This is a genomic window from Streptomyces sp. NRRL S-1813 (assembly GCF_000719605.1).
Lineage (GTDB): Bacteria > Actinomycetota > Actinomycetes > Streptomycetales > Streptomycetaceae > Streptomyces > Streptomyces decoyicus.
In genome coordinates this window covers 336,183-354,479 of sequence record NZ_JOHB01000001.1, presented here as the reverse complement: position 1 = coordinate 354,479, position 18,297 = coordinate 336,183, and the positions used below count along the sequence as shown (strand labels likewise).

At 72.6% G+C, this 18,297-nt stretch carries 16 protein-coding genes; 6 read left to right on the top strand and 10 right to left on the bottom strand.

Features of this window, described 5'->3' with window-relative positions; all coding sequences use genetic code 11:
* Nucleotides 1-86: 86 nt before the first annotated feature.
* From IF67_RS38685 to IF67_RS0101640, 4 genes are all read right to left on the bottom strand, one after another.
* Nucleotides 87-593 carry a MerR family transcriptional regulator gene (locus tag IF67_RS38685; RefSeq protein ID WP_037838596.1) on the bottom strand — a complete coding sequence of 169 codons (507 nt, stop codon included), beginning with the start codon at nt 591-593 and terminating at the stop codon, nt 87-89.
* A 73-nt stretch (nt 594-666) separates the two neighbouring features.
* Nucleotides 667-2,031 carry an amidase gene (locus tag IF67_RS0101650; protein ID WP_051817472.1) on the bottom strand — a complete coding sequence of 455 codons (1,365 nt, stop codon included), beginning with the start codon at nt 2,029-2,031 and terminating at the stop codon, nt 667-669.
* Between the two features lie 74 nt (nt 2,032-2,105).
* A complete protein-coding gene (locus tag IF67_RS0101645; RefSeq protein ID WP_030981379.1) occupies nt 2,106-3,110 on the bottom strand; it encodes an MDR family NADP-dependent oxidoreductase in 1,005 nt (334 codons plus the stop codon).
* Nucleotides 3,111-3,283: 173 nt separating this feature from the next.
* Nucleotides 3,284-5,326 carry a thioredoxin domain-containing protein gene (locus tag IF67_RS0101640; RefSeq protein WP_030981378.1) on the bottom strand — a complete coding sequence of 681 codons (2,043 nt, stop codon included), beginning with the start codon at nt 5,324-5,326 and terminating at the stop codon, nt 3,284-3,286.
* A gap of 147 nt (nt 5,327-5,473) precedes the next feature.
* Here IF67_RS0101640 and IF67_RS0101635 point away from each other — a divergent pair, with 147 nt between their 5' ends.
* A complete protein-coding gene (locus IF67_RS0101635) occupies nt 5,474-8,755 on the top strand; it encodes a tetratricopeptide repeat protein (RefSeq protein WP_030981377.1) in 3,282 nt (1,093 codons plus the stop codon).
* A 249-nt stretch (nt 8,756-9,004) separates the two neighbouring features.
* On the opposite strand, the gene IF67_RS0101630 is transcribed toward IF67_RS0101635, so the two are convergent.
* Both IF67_RS0101630 and mca read right to left on the bottom strand, forming a co-directional pair.
* Nucleotides 9,005-9,259 carry a membrane protein gene (locus IF67_RS0101630; protein ID WP_030981376.1) on the bottom strand — a complete coding sequence of 85 codons (255 nt, stop codon included), beginning with the start codon at nt 9,257-9,259 and terminating at the stop codon, nt 9,005-9,007.
* Between the two features lie 4 nt (nt 9,260-9,263).
* Nucleotides 9,264-10,136 (bottom strand): mycothiol conjugate amidase Mca, encoded by an 873-nt coding sequence (mca, locus tag IF67_RS0101625; protein ID WP_030981375.1) that lies wholly within the window; start codon nt 10,134-10,136, stop codon nt 9,264-9,266.
* A gap of 130 nt (nt 10,137-10,266) precedes the next feature.
* Between mca and IF67_RS0101620 the strand changes: the two genes are divergently transcribed.
* Nucleotides 10,267-10,677 (top strand): DUF4307 domain-containing protein, encoded by a 411-nt coding sequence (locus IF67_RS0101620; RefSeq protein WP_030981374.1) that lies wholly within the window; start codon nt 10,267-10,269, stop codon nt 10,675-10,677.
* 292 nt (nt 10,678-10,969) lie between these two features.
* Nucleotides 10,970-11,467, top strand: coding sequence for a transcription elongation factor GreA (gene greA / locus IF67_RS0101615; RefSeq protein ID WP_030088184.1), 498 nt, complete (start codon nt 10,970-10,972; stop codon nt 11,465-11,467).
* Nucleotides 11,468-11,596: 129 nt separating this feature from the next.
* Here the strand turns inward: greA and IF67_RS0101610 are convergent, their stop codons facing one another.
* From IF67_RS0101610 to ilvA, 3 genes are all read right to left on the bottom strand, one after another.
* Nucleotides 11,597-12,475 (bottom strand): ABC transporter permease, encoded by an 879-nt coding sequence (locus IF67_RS0101610; protein WP_420708586.1) that lies wholly within the window; start codon nt 12,473-12,475, stop codon nt 11,597-11,599.
* Nucleotides 12,472-13,566, bottom strand: coding sequence for a daunorubicin resistance protein DrrA family ABC transporter ATP-binding protein (locus IF67_RS0101605; protein ID WP_030981372.1), 1,095 nt, complete (start codon nt 13,564-13,566; stop codon nt 12,472-12,474). The genes IF67_RS0101610 and IF67_RS0101605 overlap by 4 nt, the downstream gene beginning before the upstream one ends.
* A 339-nt stretch (nt 13,567-13,905) precedes the next feature.
* The gene (ilvA, locus tag IF67_RS0101600; RefSeq protein ID WP_030981371.1) at nt 13,906-15,177 is read right to left on the bottom strand and encodes a threonine ammonia-lyase; all 1,272 of its coding nucleotides are present in this window, start codon (nt 15,175-15,177) and stop codon (nt 13,906-13,908) included.
* Nucleotides 15,178-15,412: 235 nt separating this feature from the next.
* Between ilvA and IF67_RS0101595 the strand changes: the two genes are divergently transcribed.
* The 3 genes from IF67_RS0101595 to IF67_RS44595 all read left to right on the top strand — a co-directional run bounded on the left by IF67_RS0101595 (nt 15,413) and on the right by IF67_RS44595 (nt 17,098).
* The gene (locus IF67_RS0101595) at nt 15,413-15,913 is read left to right on the top strand and encodes a MarR family winged helix-turn-helix transcriptional regulator (protein ID WP_030981370.1); all 501 of its coding nucleotides are present in this window, start codon (nt 15,413-15,415) and stop codon (nt 15,911-15,913) included.
* A 358-nt stretch (nt 15,914-16,271) separates the two neighbouring features.
* On the top strand, nt 16,272-16,853 hold the full coding sequence (locus tag IF67_RS0101590) for a sigma factor-like helix-turn-helix DNA-binding protein (RefSeq protein WP_030981369.1): 582 nt from the start codon (nt 16,272-16,274) through the stop codon (nt 16,851-16,853).
* A complete protein-coding gene (locus IF67_RS44595; protein ID WP_030981368.1) occupies nt 16,850-17,098 on the top strand; it encodes a hypothetical protein in 249 nt (82 codons plus the stop codon). The genes IF67_RS0101590 and IF67_RS44595 overlap by 4 nt, the downstream gene beginning before the upstream one ends.
* Before the next feature lie 25 nt (nt 17,099-17,123).
* On the opposite strand, the gene IF67_RS0101580 is transcribed toward IF67_RS44595, so the two are convergent.
* Nucleotides 17,124-18,284: a cystathionine gamma-synthase gene (locus tag IF67_RS0101580; protein ID WP_030981367.1), complete on the bottom strand. Its 1,161-nt coding sequence runs from the start codon at nt 18,282-18,284 to the stop codon at nt 17,124-17,126.
* Nucleotides 18,285-18,297: the final 13 nt, after the last annotated feature.

The window sequence follows — 18,297 nt, the reverse complement described above, 5'->3', positions numbered from 1 at the left end:
GGCCCGGCCGCACGCTCCGCGGCGCCTCTCTCCGGAGGTACGGCCGCACGCGCTGAGGCCGGTGCCTCACCTCCGGGAGCGCGGCCTCACGCTCCGAGGGCGGGGGCGCCCGGAGACGGCGCGGCAACCAACCGGAAGACCGGGCCGCTGTCCGCCCCGGCGCGGGCCTCGGTGGCCGGCCCGGCCCGGGGCTCCGCCACCTCCGGTGCGCCGGCTCCCGGTTCGCCCAGACGGGCCGCGAGTCGCTCCCGTAGGTGCGACAGCCGCTCGATACGGGCGTCCAGGTCGGCGAGCCGGCGCCGGGCCACCGCTTCGGCGGCCGAACAACGGCCCGATTCCGGGTCCTGCAAGAGGAGATCCGGCAGCCCGCCGGCCGGCATCGTGCGCAGCAGCGGGGCGACCGCCCGCACATCACCGACCGTCAGCCCGGCGTCCCGCAGTTCGCGGACCGCCCTCAGCCGGCGGATGTCCTCCGCGTCGTACACCCGATGGCCGGACGGTGTCCGCCGGGCCGTCACCAGCCCCTGCTGCTCGTAGTAGCGCAGCGCCCGCGGCGTCATACCGGCGGCCGCCGCGGCGTCCCCGATGCGCATCTCCCCTCCTTCTCCGGCTCCTTCTCCGTCGTGTTCAGCTCCCGCCGCCCCGGGCTCGTCCGGCGCGGCGTGTTCAGCTCCGTCCGCCCCGGGGGCTCGTCCGGCCGTCCGCGCGCCGGGAGCCCGCGGCGTTCACTACGCGCTCGATCCCGGCCGCCCCGTACAGCAGGTCTTCGTCCGCGCCGAACCGGCCGACGAGTTGGAGCCCGAGCGGCAGCCCGTCGGCGGCCTGTCCCGCGGGCACGCTGACGGCGGGCAGCCCGGCGTTGCTCCAGGGCAGGCACATGATCGAGGAGCCTGTGGTGGTGAGGCCGGCGGGCGCGGGGCCCGTGGCCGACGGGGCGATCCACAGATCGATGCCGGCCGCGGCGCGGTCCGCCGCGAGCCGGGCGCGGAAGGCCTTGCGCCGTTCCCGGGCCGCTTCGTAGGCGGCATCCCCGATCGTCTGCCCCTGCCGGATGGCCGAGCTGGTCTCCTGCCGGTAGCGGTCGCCGAACCGCGCGAACCAGTCGGCGTGGGCCCGGGCGACCTCGTAGCGGTTCATCGTGAACAGCTGCTCGACGATCTGCTCGAAGTCGTCCATCACCGGCACCTCATGGACGACGTACCCGGCGGCGCGCAGCAGCTCCCGCTGCTCCTCGAAGGCGTCCAGTGCCTCGGCGTCGGCACGCTCCAGATAGGGGCCCACCGGCACGCCCAGCACCGGGTGCGGCGTCCGTCCGGCCGTTTCCTGTGCCCGCCACCCGTCGACCAGCACCGACGCCGCCAGCGCCACACCGGCCACATCCGTCGCGTAGCACCCGAGGGTGTCGAAGCTCGCGGCGTTGGGGATCACCCCGTCGGCCGGTATCCGCCCGTAGCTCGGCTTGAAGCCGACCACTCCGCAGTACGCGGCGGGCCGGATCATCGAGCCGACGGTCTGCGTCCCGATGGCCAGTGGCACCATCCCGGCGGCGACCGCGGCCGCCGACCCGCTGCTCGAACCGCCGGGCGTGTGCGCCGGGTTGTGCGGATTGCGGGTGGGGCCCGGGGCGGTCACCGCGAACTCCGCGGTCACGGTCTTGCCTGCGATCAGCGCCCCGGCGGCGCACAGCCGGCCGACGACGCCGGCCTGCGGGCCGCCGAGCACCTCGGGCGGCAGCGCCGAGCCCGCGCGGGTGGGCAGCCCGTCAGCGTGCACGATGTCCTTGATGCCGACGGGGATGCCGTGGAGGACGGGCCGGCCGGCGGGGTGCGGCAGGCAGTCGGCCGCGCGCCTGCGCGCCGCCTCCAGGAGCCGCGTACGCCGCCCGGCCTCGGGCACGAAGGCCCGCACCTGCGGATCGACGGCGTCGATACGGTCGCACGTGCGGTGCACCGCGTCGACGGGGTCGTCCGTGCCGGCCCGGAGCGCCGCGGCCTCCTGGACAAGGGATCGCTGCCCGAGCAAGGTCGTCACTCGTGCAGGCTACAACCGGGGTCTGACAGCGGCCGGTGCATCACCCCGCTGCACGACGGCTCGGCGCCGTGACCTCACAACTCCACGACCACCGCGCCCAGATGACGCCCCTCGGTGAGCTCGCGCAGGGCCCGTGGCGCCTGCTCGATCCCCTGGAGCCGGGCGTGCGGGAAGGTGAGGGTGCCCTCGCGCAGCCCCTCGCCGAACCGCTGGTTCCACTCCGGGATCAGGTCCAGGTGCTCATACAGGGCGACACCGCGCAGGGTGATGCTGCGGGAGAGCAGCGAGAGAGTGTCGATCTCGACGGTGGCCTTGCCGTCTCCGGAGAGCTGGGCGGCGAGCGCGCCCACGATGGCGAACCGTGCGCCCCGGTTGGCGAGCGCGAGGGCGGCCCGCAACTGTTCGCCGCCCACGTTGTCGAAGACCGCGTCGATGCCGTCCGGGGCGGCCGTGCGCAGCTGCTCCTCGATGGGACCCGCGCCGCGGATCACCACCGCGTCATAGCCGAATTCCTTGATCAGCCGGTCTGCCTTCTCCTGCGAGCCCGTGCTGCCGATGATCCGGGCGGCGCCGCGCAACCGGGCGATCTGGCCCGCCAGGGAGCCCACGCCGCCCGCTGCTCCGGTGACGAAGACCGTGTCGCCGGGGCGTACTTCGGCGCCGCGCACCACCCCCATCCAGGCGGTGGGCCCCTGGGAGAGGTAGGCGGCCGGGTCGGGCAGCAGGCCGGGGTCGAGCCGCTGCACCTGGTCGGCGTCCACCACGGCGTACTCACGCCAGCCGAGGCGGTGTTCCACCAGGTCGCCGGGCTGGAAGTCGGCCCCCGGGGCGGCGACCACCTCGCCGACGGCGGTCCCGTGCAGCGGCTCGCCGATCTCGTAGGAGGGCATCGGCACCACGCTGGTCTCGTCCATCAGCGTGCGCATCACGGCGGCGACACCCATCACGGTGTTGCGGACCAGCACCTGGCCGGGCCCGGGTTCCGGGACCGGTACCTCCACGATCTCGAAGAGGTCATCGGTGACGGGCCCCTGGGGCCGGGCGGCCAGGCGGACTTCGCGGTGTGTGCGATGTGTCATGCCCCGAGGCTAGAACCTGACGCGCACGTCAAGGTCAAACGGTCGCTGGTCCTAGGACTTACGGCTGGGCGGACTCGGGGACGGCTCTTGTGGCGGGGGCCCCAGGGGCCGGGGGTCCCGGAGCCCGCCGGCCCTGTAGCCCGCCGGCCCCGGAGCCACTACCCCTGGAGCCGCTACCCCTGGAGCCGCTCCGTCAGCTCCTCCGGGTCCGTCGTCGGCCGCTCGCAGGTGAAGTGGCGGCAGACGTAGGCGGCCGGTTTGCCGTCGACCAGCGGGCGGTCCTTGAGGAGCGGTACCTCGTCGGCCCCGGGGCCGCCCAGCGCGACGGCCGCCCCCGGGGCGGTGGCGAGCAGTGCAGCGCGGTGCAGCGCGACGGTGGCCGGATCCCCCTGCGGCCCGACGACGGCGATCTCGCGCGGACCGTCCAGCGCCGCCTCGGCGACGGCCAGCCCCCATCCGATGAAGCGCGGGGCCCGGCCGCCGAGTGCGGTGACGATGCCCAGGGCCCGCTCCGCGGCGTCCCGGTGGAGAGCGCTGCCGGTCAGCGCCGCGTACGACAGCAGGGCACCGGCCGCCGCGGTCCATCCGGAGGGCGTCGCATTGTCGGTCGGGTCCTGGGGGCGGCGGATCAGCGCCTCGGCGTCGGCCGCGGTGTCGTAGAGCGCGCCGTCCTCGGTGGTGAACTGGAGCAGCACGGTGTCCAGGTAGAAGCCCGCGAACTCCACCCAGACGCCCTCCCCCGTGACCGAGGCCAGGGTGAGGAAGCCCTCCGCGACATCGGCGTAGTCCTCCAGGACACCGGAGTTGGCGCCGGGGGCGCCGTCGCGGGAGGTGCGGTGCAGCCGGGCCTGCCAGTCCATGTGGACGCGGACCAGCAGGTCGGCGGCGTCGGTGGCGGCCTGGATCAGGTCCGGCCGGTCGAAGTAGGCGCCGGTCTCGGCGAGCGCGGCGATGGCCAGTCCGTTCCAGGAGGCGACGACCTTGTCGTCCCGCCCGGGGCGCGGCCGCTCCTCCCGCGCGGCGAGCAGCCGCTGTTTGACGGAGGCCAGCCGCCCGGCGTCCACCGGCCCTTCGGGGTCCGGGAGTTGGAGGACGGAGGCACCCTCCTCGAAGGTGCCCTCCTCGGTGACGCCGAAGCAGGCGGCGGCGAACTCCGCGTCCTTCTCGCCCAGTACGGCGCGCAGCTGCTCGGGCGTCCAGACGTAGTAGGCGCCCTCGACATGTCTGCCGGTGCCCGAGCCGTCGTCGCTGTCCGCGTCCAGCGCGGAGGCGAAACCGCCCTGGTCGGTGCGGAGTTCGCGGACCATGAAGTCGGCGGTCTCGACGGCGATCCGGCGCGCCAGGTCCGAGCCGGTGGACCGCCACAGATGGGCGTAGGTCCGGCACAGCAGGGCGTTGTCGTAGAGCATCTTCTCGAAGTGCGGCACGGTCCAGGTGGCGTCCACCGCGTAGCGCGCGAAACCGCCGCCGAGCTGGTCGTAGATGCCACCACGGGCCATCGCCGCACAGGTCGCCTGCACCATTTCCAGGGCTCCTTCGGAGCCGGTGCGGGCGTGGTGGCGGAGCAGGAATTCCAGCACCATGGACGGCGGGAACTTGGGTGCGCCGCCGAATCCGCCCTGCACGGCGTCGAATTCGCGGGTCAGGGCCATCAGGGCGCCGTGCAGCTCCTCGGGGCGCGGCGGCCGCCGGTCTGCGGGCAGCGACTCGGTCAGGGACCGGCCGGCCAGGTCGGCGACGATCCGGCCGGCGACCTCGCCCACCTCGTCGCGGCGGTCGGTCCAGGCGTTGCGCACCCCTTCGAGGATCTGCCCGAACGACGGCATGCCGTGCCGTGGCTCGGGCGGGAAGTACGTACCGAAGTAGAAGGGCTCGGCCTCGGGGGTCAGAAAGACGGTCATCGGCCAGCCGCCCTGTCCGGTGGCGGCCTGCACGGCCTCCATGTAGACGGCGTCGACGTCGGGACGCTCCTCGCGGTCGACCTTGACGGCCACGAAGTGGTCGTTGACCAGCGCGGCGGTGGCCGGGTCCTCGAAGCTTTCGTGCGCCATCACATGACACCAGTGGCACGAGCTGTAGCCGACGCTGAGCAGCACCGGCACACCGCGCCGCCGCGCTTCCTCGAACGCGTCGGCCGACCACGGCCACCAGTCGACCGGGTTGTCGGCGTGCTGGAGCAGATAGGGGGAAGTCTCATGGGCCAGGCGGTTCGGCATGGGTCCATCCTCTCCCAATGAGGCGCGGGGAGCGGGGAGCGGAGGGAGTTATCCACAGGCCTGCCGGAATCCGTGCGGACGCGGAACACTGTGCGTACGGCGACGATCACCGCCGGAGATTGCTGGAACTGCTGGAGGGGGATGGGCATGCCGGGCTCACTGGCTGTGCTCCGCGACGACCACCGGGCGGAAGCGGAAGCACTGTTGACCAGAGCCGTCGAGGAAGAGGTGCGGCGCTCGGGCGGCCGGCTCGACGGGGACACGCTGCTCAGCCGGGCGCGGTCGGTGCTGGAGGATCTGGCGGGCAGCGCCGCCGAGGAGTACACCGCGTATGTCCGCGTGCTGGACGAGGCCGCCGCCGAGCAGCCGTCGCTGTCGAGGCGGCTGTCGCGCAAGGAGCTGGGCACTCCCGCGATGGCGACGGCCGTGGCGGCGGTGGCCGCCTTCGGCACGGACCTCGCGTACGGCACGGGCGCGGGCGCGGCGGTGGGTGTGGGGGCCGCCGCGATGGTGGCGGGCGCGGCGGCCACGGTCCTGAAGCTGACCGCGGGTCACTGGCCGGCGGCGCACCGGGAGGCCGGGAGACTCGGCCGGCCCGGCGGCGCGCAGCAGCTGCGGCTCCAGTGGCTGACGGCGCTGGAGGTGCGCGGCATCCGGCCGTTCCTCGACCAGCAGCGGATGCTGACGGCGGCGGCCCGCGGCGGCGGTGCGGCATCCCAGCCCGCCGCCTCGAAGGCCGGCCGCGGACCGCAGCTGCGCGGCGCGGACCGCAGCGCGGCGGCCCGGCAGCGGTCCCTGCTGGAGCACTCCTTCTCCCAACTTCCGCGTCCTGACGGACCGTTCGCGGGCCGGCGGACGGAGCTGACGCAGATCGCCCAGTGGGTGCATGCGGCCCGTGCGAGCACGGAGACCAAGCCGACGGTGGTGATACTGCACGGCGAGCCGGGCTCGGGGCGTACGGCGCTGGCGGTGCGGGCCACCCATCAGCTGCGCGATCAGTTCCGTGGCGCGTGTGTGGTGGATCTGCGCAGTGACACGCCCGGTGAGGTGCCGCTGCCGACCCGGGACGCGCTGCTGCATCTGCTCAACCGGCTGGGCGCACCGCGCGAGCAGCTGCTGTTCCGCGAGCGTCCGTCCCAGGAACAGCACGTCAAACGGCTCACCGATCTCTACCACCAGCATCTGACGGGCCTTCCGGTGACGGTGCTGCTGGATGACGCCGCGGACCCGGAGCAGGTGCGCACTCTCGTTCCGGAGCGGTCCGACAGCCTGGTGCTGGTCACCTCCCGTACGCCTCTGGAGCTGCCCGGGGACATCGACGCATGGGTGCATCAGCTGCCGGTGGGAGCGCTGGACGCCGCGGGCACCGAAGAGCTGCTGCGCGCCGCCACCGCGTCCGGCGGTGAAGTCCCGGACGCCTCCGGCCCGTACGACTCACAGGCCGTCGAGGAGATCTCCGAGCTGTGCGCGGGCCTGCCCCTGGCGCTGCGGGTGGCGGGCTCCTCACTCGGCTCACGCAGCGCCACCGCACTGGCCACGGACCTGGCGGCCTACGGCCCGGTGCCGCCCGTGCAGCGTGCGCTGTCGCTGCGCTACGCCGACCAGTCGGAGACGGCCCGGCGGCTGCTGCGCCGGCTGGCGCTGGTGGGCCGGGCGAGCCTGGGGGCGGCGGCCTCGGCGGCGCTGCTGGGTGTCGAGCAGGCGGAGGCGGAGCGGCAGCTGACGACGCTGGCCCGGGCGGGGCTGATCGAGCATGTGCGCGGCGAGCGCTACCGCCTGCACGCCCTCGTGCACAGCTTCGCGCACGACCGCTTGATGGACGAGGAGGAGCCGGGCGAGCGCGGCGCGGCCCAGGAGCGGCTGATCCGCGCCTATGCGGAGCTGGCCGACTCGGTGATCCGGCTGGTCGACGGCCGTACGTCCACCCGCGCCGACCGCTTCGGCTCCCATGGCTTCACCTCCCTGGACGCGGCCCTGCAATGGCTGGACGACGAGACCAGCTTCATCACGGCCGCGCTGCGCCACGCCGACCAGGGCGTGGACCAGGCCGCCGTCTCACATCTGCTGGGCGCGCTGGCCGACTACTGCCTGCTGCGCGGTGACCTCTACCGCCTGGGCGAGCTGAGCGAGCTGACCCGGGCCGTCGGGCAGGGGCTGCTGGTCCGTTCGGTGCAGTGGCGTACGGGTGTGGCGGCCCGGCAGCTGGGCGAGCTGGACAAGGCGCGGACGACGCTGTCGTCGGTGGTCGATCTGTATTTCGAGGCGCAGCATCCGGCGGGCGCCGCCCGTGCGCTGCGCGATCTGGGCATCACGCTCCAGCAGCAGGGCAATCTCGTGGAGGCCGCGGCCAAGCTCCGTGAGGCACTGGAGCTTCAGTCCGCACCGGACATGCACGGCGACCGGGCCTGGACGCTGCACGCCCTGGCGGCGGTGGAGCGCGACCGCGCGCAGATCGCCGATGCCCTCACCATGCTGCGGGAGGCGCTGGCGCTCCACGAGGAGAGCGAGAGCATCCACGGCCAGGCCTGGGCGCACTTCCAGCTCGGCCAGGTGCATCTGCGGAGGGGCGACGTACCGGCGGCGGAGCGCGCACTGCATGCGGCGATGGAGCTCTACGGCCGTACGCACGACGAGCGCGGTGAGGCCTGGGCGATGACACAGCTGGCGCGCGCCCGGCTGGTGGACGGTGAGCCGGGGCCGGCGGTGGACCAGCTGCGCCAGGCGCTGCCGCTGCACCACCAGCACGAAGACGCCCGCGGTGAGGCCTGGACGATGTACTACCTGGGCCAGGCGCTGGAGGAGCGCGGCGAACACGATGCGGCGCTGCGGCAGCTGGAGCGGTCGCGGACGATGTTCAGCCGGATGCAGGACGGCTACGGCCTGGCCTGCGCCCGGCATCACTCGGGCCGGGTGACCCGCGATCTGCGGGCGGAGCAGACCGGCTCGCTGCGCAACAGCGGCTTCGCCCGGCAGCTGCTCCAGGACGCCCGTAAGGACTTCCAGCGCATAGGGGTTCCGCACGGGGAAGCGTGGTCCTGCCTGGAGCTGCTGATCATCGACGCCGGCAACGGCCGGCCGGCCCAGGCACTGGAGCTGGCCGACGAAGCGGCGCGCCTGTTTGCCGGCTACGGCGACCGGCGCGGCGAGGACTGGGCGCGTTTCCTCCGCTGCACGCTGCTGCCGCTCGCCTCGCCGGGCGGGTCCGTGGTGGGCGCGGCCGTCGCCCAGGAGGAGCTGGCGCAGCTGATCCGCGAGAAGCACGCGTCCCGCGATTCCAAGCTGGAGGACTGTGCGGAGGCGTTCGCGCTGCTGCTGGACCGCGGGGTGGAGCCGGAGACGGGGTGGCAGGCATGGCGGCTCGGCATGGTGCCCAACCGCCATGCCCGCGAGGTCATGGGGGTACAGGTCACGCCGACCGCCACGGAGTGACGCCCCGGCACGGCGGAGCGCCGGGCCACGGCACCGCGGTGTGCACGGTGTGCGCGAGGCGCGCCGGGTTCACCACCCCGCCGGTGCCCCGCCGGTGCCGCGGCGGTGCCCGGGGTGGCGGATCGGGCCCGGCCCGCCGGCCGCTCGGGCCGACGAGCCGCCGGGCCGGTCAGCCGGCCGTGTCCATCGGCCGGCCGTCGACCGTCACCCGGTCTTCAGGGACCGGCAGGCCCGGCCCTCGGCCGGTCCTCAGCTGGTCTTCGGCTCGGGTGCCTGCGCGGCGGCGGCGGAGGCGGTGGTGCCCGCCTCGCCGTCCTCCGGCTGCTCCTCGAAGTCCACCTTCTTCATCTGCTTGTTCATGGACTTCATCAGCAGCCACACGGCGCCGCCGATGACCGCGAAGACGATGAAGCCGAGGACGCCGGGGGTCACTTTGTCCTTGTCGAAGCTGTCGGCAAGGGTGACGAAGTGCGTCAGGGCGAGGGTGCTGGTCGCGCTCATCATGGGCTCAATTGTTGCGGATGCCCGCGAAGAGGTCGTCCTCGGGGAGGGAAGTGTCCACGAGCGACTTCGCGAGCTCGTACTCTTCCGTCGGCCAGACCTCGCGCTGGATGTCCATCGGCACCCGGAACCAACCACCGTCGGGGTCGATCTGAGTGGCGTGGGCGATCAGCGCCTTGTCACGGATTTCGAAGAAGTCGGCGCACGGGACATACGTGGTCAGCGTGCGCTCGCGCCGCTCGAACTGCTTCCAGCGCTCCAGCCACTCGCCGTAGGGCGAATCCATGCCGCGCTCCAGCAGCGCCTCGTGCAGCGCGACCGTGCGCGGCCGGTTGAAGCCCTGGTTGTAGTAGAGCTTCTGGGGCTGCCAGGGCTCGCCGGCCTCCGGGTACTTCTCCGGGTCGCCGGCCGCATCGAAGGCCACCATCGTGATCTTGTGGGTCATGATGTGGTCCGGGTGCGGATAGCCGCCGTTCTCGTCGTAGGTCGTGACGACCTGCGGCTTGAACTCCCGGATCAGCTTGACCAGCCGCCCGGCCGCCTCGTCGACGTCCTGCAACGCGAAGCAGCTGTCGGGCAGCGGCGGCAGCGGGTCGCCCTCGGGCAGCCCGGAGTCGACAAAGCCCAGCCACTCCTGCTTCACGCCCAGGATCTCCCGGGCCTCGTCCATCTCCTTCTTCCGTACTTCGTGGATGTGCTCCTCGATATACGGGTCCCCCTGGAGTTTGGGGTTGAGGATGGAACCTCGCTCACCGCCTGTGCAGGTGGCGACCAGCACGTCCACCCCCTCGGACACGTACTTGGCCATCGTGGCCGCACCCTTGCTCGACTCGTCGTCGGGGTGGGCGTGGACCGCCATCAATCGCAGCTGCTCAGTCAAGACTCGATCCTCAGTAAAGGGCCGGAGAAGATGCCTCCTATAGTGACCGAAGCGAGGGGGCGCTGTATTCCCTGGGGCGGGGACCCCCGGGGGGTTCGTGACTCAGGTCCCCCAACCAGGAGGATGGATCATGACCGCGGTGCGCGAAGGGCTCCCCGACGGACGCTACGGCCGCTCCGCGGATGAGCGTGCGGACCGTAAGCTCAAGATCATTGGTGCGGTGCTCGGCGCCGCCCTGCTGGGCGTGATCGGCTGGTCCGGCATCTCGTACATCACGGGGCAGGACCTCAGCGGCCGCGTGATCACCTGGGACGCGGTCTCCGACCACGCCGTCAAGGTCCATCTCGAGGTCGTCAAGGACACCGACGACAAGGGCGTGTGCACGCTCCGCTCACAGGCCGAGGACGGCTCGGAGGTCGGCCGCAAGGACGTCACCGTCGACCAGCGCTCGGACCAGGTGGACACCGAAGTCACGGTGCGTACGACGAAACGGGCGACCAATGCCGTGCTCGTCGGCTGTACGCCCGCGGGCAACGGCTGACCTGCGCGGCAGCGCCCACAGGCCCGGCACGCGGGCCCACGGCGCCCCGTACGGCCCGCCCCGCGCCCGCCCCGCCCCGCGCCCGCGCCACGCCCGCCGGCCCCGCGCCCGGCCGCTGCGCGTGTCGCGACCGTCTCTGATCAGCGATGATGCGTTGCTGGGCGGCCGCTGCGAATTTCCTCTTCCCCGTTTTGTGCCGGAATTGTTAGGCTCGTGGTTTCGCCCACCCGTGAAGGCGCAAACCTTCCTGGTAGGGCGTTTGATTTATCCCCAGTACCGACGAGGAGCACCTGTGACCCAGACCAGCGAAAACGTCACCTGGCTTACCCAGGAGGCGTATGACCAGCTCAAGGCCGAGCTGGAGCACCTGTCTGGTCCCGCACGCGCCGAGATCACCGAGAAGATCGCGGCGGCCCGCGAGGAAGGTGACCTGAAGGAGAACGCCGGGTACCACGCGGCCAAGGAAGAGCAGGGCAAGCAGGAGCTGCGCGTCCGCCAGCTCACCCAGCTGCTCCAGACCGCGAAGGTCGGCGAGGCCCCCGCCGCCACCGGCGTCGTGGCTCCCGGCATGGTGGTCACCATCGCGTTCGACGGGGACCCGGACGACACGCTGTCGTTCCTGCTGGCCTCCCGGGAGTACGCGAGCTCGGACATCGAGACCTACTCCCCCCAGTCGCCGCTGGGCACCGGCGTGAACGGCAAGAAGGTCGGCGCCGAGGCGGAGTACGAGCTCCCCAATGGCAAGAAGGCGGCCGTGAAGATCCTCGACGCGAAGCCGTACACGGGCTGAGTCCCGAGGCTTCCCTCGACGCCGAAGCGGCCCGGAGCATGACGCTCCGGGCCGCTTCGCGCTGTCTGCGGCGCCAGGCCGCCGAGGCCGTACGCGGCTCAGGCCGCGGCCGCCGAGGCCGTACGCCGCTCAGGCCGCGGCCGACCGGTATTTGCGGACGGCCAGCGTCCGGAAGACCGCGATGATCAGGACGGACCAGATCACCGAGGCCAGCACCGGGTGTTCCATCGGCCAGGCACCGGTCACCGACGTCGGCGCCCGGTCGATGGTGTTGCCGAACAGCTCCCGGGCCGCGGCCACCGTCGCGCTGAACGGGTTCCACTCCGCGACGTGCTGGAGGAACGCCGGCATGCCGTTGACCGGAACGAACGCATTCGAGATGAAGGTCAGCGGGAAGAGCCAGATCAGGCCGCCCGACGTGGCCGCCTCGGGCGTACGCACCGTCAGGCCGATGAGCGCGCCGATCCAGGAGAAGGCGTAGCCCAGCAGGAGCAGCAGCGCGAAGCCGGACAGCACCTCGGCAAGGCTCTCGTGGGTACGCCAGCCGATCAGCAGCGCAACGACCGCCAGCACCACCAAGGTCAGCGCGGTCTGTACGAGGTCGGCGAGGGTACGGCCGGTGAGCACCGCACCGCGGGACATCGGCAGCGACCGGAAGCGGTCGATGAGGCCCTTGTGCATGTCGTCGGCGATACCCGCGCCGGCACCCGCCGTGGCGAAGGTGACGGTCTGCGCGAAGATCCCGGCCATCAGGAACTCGCGGTAGGCCTGGGCGTCGCCCACCGGGGCGCCGGGGATGTTGATCGACCCGCCGAAGACGTACGTGAACAGCACCACGAACATGATCGGCTGGATCAGCCCGAAGATCACCACCTCGGGGATCCGCAGCATCCGGATCAGATTGCGCTTGGCGACGACCAGCGAGTCGCGTACGGATCTGCTGAGGCCGCCCCGTGGCTGCGGGGTGCGGGTGCGGGCGTCGCCGGCCGCTTCGGTCACCGTGGTCACTTCACGCCCTCCTTGTCGGTCGTCGCGCTCGCGTCCGCGTCGACCGCTCCGGCCGCCGGCGTCTTGCCCGGCGCGGCGCCCGCGGCGCCCTTGCCGCCCTTCTTCTGCCGGCCGACGGCGCCCTTGCCGCCCGCGCCGTTCTCCTCCGCGGCCTCCGCGGCGTGCCCGGTCAGCGAGATGAACACATCGTCGAGGGTCGGGCGGCGCAGCCCGATGTCGTCGATCTCCACCCCGCGGACGTCCAGTTCACGGATGACCTCGGCGAGCAGCTTGGCGCCGCCCGTGACGGGGATCGTGAGCTTGCGGATGTGCGGTTCGACCGTGCCCTCGCCCTTGCCGAAGCCGCGCAGGACCTCGTCGGCGACGGAGAGGTGGTCGGGGGAATGCACCACGACCTCGACGCGCTCGCCGCCGGTACGCGCCTTGAGCTGGTCGGAGGTGCCGCGGGCGATGACCTTGCCGTGGTCGACGACGCAGATGTCGTGGGCCAGACGGTCGGCCTCCTCCAGATACTGCGTGGTGAGCAGCAGGGTCGTACCGCCCGCGACCAGCTCCTGGATGACCTCCCACAGCCCCTGGCGGTTGCGCGGGTCCAGGCCGGTGGTCGGCTCGTCCATGAACATCACGGGCGGGCTGACGACGAGTGCGGCCGCGAGGTCGAGCCGGCGGCGCATACCGCCGGAGTAGGTCTTGGCGGTGCGGTCGGCGGCGTCGCCGAGATGGAAGCGTTCCAGCAGTTCGGCGGCCCGCCGCTTGGCGTCGCGCCCGCTCATCTGGTAGAGCTGGCCGACCATCATCAGGTTCTCGCGGCCGGTCAAGTACTCGTCCACGGCGGCGAATTGGCCGGAGAGGCCTATCGAGCGCCGCACTTCGTCGGGGTGCGCGAGGACATCGATCCCGGCGACCACCGCCTTGCCGCGGTCGGGCCGGAGCAGGGTCGTCAGGACCCGTACCGCAGTGGTCTTGCCGGCACCGTTGGGGCCGAGCATTCCGAGGACGGTTCCTTCGGGAACGTCGAGATCGACGCCGTCCAGTGCCCTCACGTCGCCGAAGGTCTTCACCAGACCTTCGGCGTAAATGGCGCCTGGCATATGGGTACTCCCATGGCTTGGGTCAGTTCCAGGTCGAATATTACGGTCGGCGGCTTATGCCTGCCCTGCGGGCATTTGTCCGCAACGGAACGCCACGACTCCTCGGCCCCCCGCAGCGGCGATACTACGGCGGAACGCGATACATCGCGATACAAAATTCGATTTTCCGCGCACGAACGGAAGGGGAACAGTCGTTCGCCGGCGGGTGTGGGGAGGGCGCCACGGTATACCCGCAGCGCCCTTGGGCCCTATCGATTTACGGCAAATCCCCTGGGCGGTAGCCGTGCCGCGGCCGCACGCCGCGCCCGCCCACTGCCGCCGCCGCTGCCGTACACGGGCTCACTCCGCGACGGCGTAGCCCGCCTCGTGCAGCGCCGCGCGCACGTCGTTGCAGTGCGCCGGCCCCTGCGTCTCCAGATGCAGCTCCACCTCGACCTCGGTCAGCCCGAGCTGCGGATCCGTCCGCACATGGCCGACGTCGAGCACGTTGGCATCGGCCTCCGACAGCACCCCGAGCAGCGTCGCCAGCGCCCCCGGCCGGTCCGTCAGCCGCAGCCGCAGCGAGAGATAGCGCCCGCCGGCGGCCATGCCGTGCCGCAGGATGCGCTGCAACAGCAGCGGGTCGACATTGCCGCCGGACAGCACCGCGACCACCGGCCCCTCGAAGGACTCCGGTTCGGCGAGCAGCGCCGCCACCGGGCTCGCCCCGGCCGGCTCCACCACCAGCTTCGCCCGCTCCAGACACAGCAGCAGCGCACTGGAGAGCTTGTCCTCGGTGACCGTACGGACCTCGTCCACCAGCTGCTCGACCATCCCGAAGGTCACCTCGCCGGGCCGCCCGACCTTGATGCCGTCCGCCATCGTCGAGAGCCCCTCGATCGCCACCGGACGCCCGGCCGCCAGCGACGGCGGGTAGCAGGCCGCCCCCGCCGCCTGCACCCCGACGATCTTCACGTCCGGCCGCAGCGCCTTGACCGCGAGCGCGACCCCCGCGGCGAGCCCGCCGCCGCCGATCCCGATGACGATGGTCCGCACCTCGGGGCACTGTTCGAGGATCTCCAGGCCGACGGTGCCCTGACCGGCGATGATGTCGGGGTGGTCGAAGGGGTGGATGAAGACCGCGCCGGTCTCTCGCGCGTAGTCCTGGGCGGCGGCCAGCGTCTCGTCCACCACCTGGCCGTGCAGCCGTACTTCTGCGCCGTATTCGCGGGTCGCGGCGACCTTGGGCAACGGGGCGCCGACCGGCATGAACACCGTCGACCGCACCCCCAGCAGCGACGCCGCGAGCGCCACGCCCTGCGCGTGGTTGCCGGCGCTGGCGGCCACCACACCCGCCGCCCGCTCCTGCGCCGACAGCCCCGCGATCCGTACGTAGGCGCCACGGATCTTGAAGGAGCCGGTGCGCTGGAGGTTCTCGCACTTGAGGTGAACGGGCGCGCCGACCAGCCCGGACAGATAGCGGCTGCCCTCCATCGCGGTGGCCCGGGAGACACCGGAGAGCATCTTGTGCGCCGCGCGCACGTCATCGACCGTAATCGCGGCGACCGGACCCTCGGCGGAGTGTGCGGAGGCGGAGGTTCCGTGCGGCGTACGCGGCGTGTGGTCGGCCATATCGCCAGTCTTGCAGTTCGCCCACCGCGGGGCCTTTTCTGCCCGAATGGCGATCAGGGCCGCGTCGGAAGCGGCGGACGGCGGCGCGGCGGCGGCGTTGGCGGCGGAGTCCCCGTACGGCCGCACGGGGGTTACGGGGCGTTATCGGAATGGACAGCCCAGGTACGCTCCGCGCCGGGTCCGCGTACGCTGTCCTCCCATCCATACGCACTTCCATCGAAGCGAGCTCCCGGCCATGCCCACCTCTTCGGACATGACGACCCACACCGACCCCGCTCTCCTCGACGCGCTGCAACACCAAGTGGCCGTCTTCGCCCGCCGCGCAGAACAGAGCCGGCTCGGCGGCGTCGGGCAGGCGCGCAATTCCATGGACCGCGCGGCCTACCTGCTGCTCAACCGCCTGGACCAGGAAGGCCCGATGGGCGTCAAGGCCCTGGCCGCCGGTATGGGCATCGACTCCTCGACGGTCACCCGGCAGGTCGCCCCGCTGGTCGACTCCGGTCTGGTCAGCCGCGCCACCCACCCGGAGGACGGCCGGGCCGTGGTGCTCCAGCTCTCCGAGCGCGGCCGCGCCCGCCTGGAGGAGGTGCGCACGTCCCGCCGCGCGCTGATGGCCCTGGTGACCGAGCAGTGGTCCGAGGAGGAGCGCACGGCGTTCACCACGCTGCTGACGCGCTTCAACGCCTCCCTCGCCGACATCACCGCGTCGCTGACTCCGGTGGGTCCGGCGTCCTGACTGCCGGCAGGTCCGGCGTCCCGACTGCCGACGAATCCGAGGCCCCGACGCCCGCGCGCCGGAAGAACTGACCCGGCGGACGCGGGCCGACCGCAAGCCGACGGACGCGGGACGACCGCAGGCCGGCGGGCCGCCGCACCCGTACGCGCCGTGACCGCATGCCTGCCGCCGCACCCGTCGCGCCCCGTCACCGCATGCCTGCCGCCGCGCCCCCGGCCCCGTGACCACGGGCCGCCGTACCCGTCACGCCTCTCCCGCACCCCGCGGACTGCCGCCCCCGTCACGCCTCTTGACCAGGTGGCCGCGCTGCCGTGCTATGAGGAGCCCAGGGTCGGGTGTCCGTCATCCGGGAGGCGCGGTGCGAGAGCGGCGACCGGCGCAGGAGCGCCGCCACGCCCGGGAGTTCAGGCTGTTCGTGGCGGGCGCGGCGGGCCGGCTGCTGCACACCGCCACCCTGCTGACCGGCGAGCCCGCCTCCGGGCCCGCGCCGGCCGCCGAAGAGTTGCTGACCTGCGCGCTCTCGCGGACGTACGCCGTCTGGGACCGGCTGCGCGGTGACGATCCGTACGAGCGCACCCGCCGGGAGATGTCCGCCCTCCCCCAAGCTCTTAAGGAGCAGGGCGGTGCCCCCATCGCGCGCACCGCCTGGCGCCACCGCCGGCCACGCGGCGGGCTTCTGGACCGGCTGTCCCCGCAGGAGCGTCTGGTGCTCGTCCTACGGCTGTACGAGGGCGTGGCCGAGGAGCAGACCGCGGCCCAACTCGGCCTGCCCGCCGAGCGGGTGCACGCCCTGTGCCTGCGCGCGGTCGCGGAGATGCGCAGCCGCCGCCCCGGGCCGGAGCCCTCCGCGGCACGCCGTCCCGCGCCGGCACCGGAATCCGGCCCGGCACCGGAATCCGGCCCGGCCCAGGACTCCGCGCCCAAACCGGCGGCCCCATGAGCCTCCCCGACCGCAAGGAGGCCGAGGTGCGGCGGATGCTGGCCGGGCCGCATCCGCTCGTCCCGCCCGATCTCGCCGAACGGGCCACCGCCCGCGGCCGCCGTCTCCTGGCGCACCGCAGGCTGGTGCGCCGCCTCGGCTGGCTGCTGGCGCTGCTCGCCCTGGCGGCGCTGACCTGGGCGGCCGTGCAGCACCCCTGGCTGCCCCCGCCGGCCCCCACCACCCCTCCCGTGGAGGGGTGGTGAACGGCAGGGCCGGCGACCGGTCCCGTCAGCCCAGCGCCTGCGCGAGGTCCGCCAGCAGGTCGTCGACGGACTCGATGCCGACCGAGAGGCGCACGAGGTCGTTGGGGACCTCCAGCAGCGAACCGGCCGTCGAGGCGTGCGTCATCAGCCCCGGGTGCTCGATCAGCGACTCGACGCCGCCCAGCGACTCACCGAGGGTGAACAGCTTGGTCCGGTTGCAGACCTCCACCGCCGCCTGCTCGCCGCCCGCGACCTGGAACGACACCATGCCGCCGAAGGACCGCATCTGCTTGGCGGCGATCTCGTGGCCCTGGTGCTCGGCCAGCCCCGGGTAGTAGACGCGGGTCACCTTGTTGTGGGAGGTGAGCAGGTCCGCGATGCGTGCCGCGTTGGCGCTGTGCCGGTCCATGCGGACGGCGAGCGTCTTGATGCCGCGCATCACCAGCCAGGCGTCGAACGGTCCGGCGACCGCCCCCATCGCGTTCTGGTGGTAGGCGAGTTCCTCGCCGAGGGCGTCGTCGTTGACGACAAGAGCGCCGCCGACCACATCCGAATGCCCGCCCATGTACTTGGTCGTGGAGTAGACCACCACGTCCGCGCCGAGAGCGAGCGGCTGCTGAAGGTAGGGGCTGGCAAAGGTGTTGTCGACAACGAGCTTGATCCCGGCGTCATGCGCGACACCGGCCAGCGCCGAGATGTCGCTGATGCCGAGCAGCGGGTTGCTGGGCGTCTCCACCCAGATCGCCTTCGTACGGGGCCGCAGCGCGTCGCGTACGGCCTTCGGGTCGGAGGTGTCGGCCACCGACCACTCCACACCCCAGCGCTCGACGACCTTCGAGATGAGACGGAACGTCCCGCCGTAGGCGTCATTGGGGATGACGACATGGTCGCCGGGGGTCAGCAGGGTGCGCAGCAGGCAGTCCTCGGCGGCGAGGCCGGAGGCGAAGGCGAGGCCGCGGCGGCCGCCGTCGAGCGCCGCGAGGTTCTCCTCCAGGGCGGTCCGGGTCGGGTTGGCGCTGCGGCTGTACTCGTAGCCGCCGCGGAGCCCGCCGACCCCGTCCTGCTTGTAAGTGGATACCTGATAGATGGGCGGTACCACCGCGCCGGTGGCCTCGTCGGGCTCCTGACCTGCGTGGATGGCAACGGTTTCAAAATGCTGGTGGCGTGGTTCGCGCTGATCGCTCATGTCTGCCGAGGGT

Excerpts from the sequence above, each read along its gene's own strand:
- IF67_RS0101640 (WP_030981378.1), bottom strand. The coding sequence starts at position 5,326 with ATGCCGAACCGCCTGGCCCATGAGACTTCCCCCTATCTGCTCCAGCAC.
- IF67_RS0101580 (WP_030981367.1), bottom strand. The coding sequence starts at position 18,284 with ATGAGCGATCAGCGCGAACCACGCCACCAGCATTTTGAAACCGTTGCC.
- IF67_RS0101595 (WP_030981370.1), top strand. The coding sequence starts at position 15,413 with ATGCCCACCTCTTCGGACATGACGACCCACACCGACCCCGCTCTCCTC.
- IF67_RS0101635 (WP_030981377.1), top strand. The coding sequence starts at position 5,474 with ATGCCGGGCTCACTGGCTGTGCTCCGCGACGACCACCGGGCGGAAGCG.
- IF67_RS38685 (WP_037838596.1), bottom strand. The coding sequence starts at position 593 with ATGCGCATCGGGGACGCCGCGGCGGCCGCCGGTATGACGCCGCGGGCG.
- IF67_RS0101630 (WP_030981376.1), bottom strand. The coding sequence starts at position 9,259 with ATGATGAGCGCGACCAGCACCCTCGCCCTGACGCACTTCGTCACCCTT.
- ilvA (WP_030981371.1), bottom strand. The coding sequence starts at position 15,177 with ATGGCCGACCACACGCCGCGTACGCCGCACGGAACCTCCGCCTCCGCA.
- IF67_RS0101620 (WP_030981374.1), top strand. The coding sequence starts at position 10,267 with ATGACCGCGGTGCGCGAAGGGCTCCCCGACGGACGCTACGGCCGCTCC.
- IF67_RS0101605 (WP_030981372.1), bottom strand. The coding sequence starts at position 13,566 with ATGCCAGGCGCCATTTACGCCGAAGGTCTGGTGAAGACCTTCGGCGAC.
- IF67_RS44595 (WP_030981368.1), top strand. The coding sequence starts at position 16,850 with ATGAGCCTCCCCGACCGCAAGGAGGCCGAGGTGCGGCGGATGCTGGCC.
- IF67_RS0101645 (WP_030981379.1), bottom strand. The coding sequence starts at position 3,110 with ATGACACATCGCACACACCGCGAAGTCCGCCTGGCCGCCCGGCCCCAG.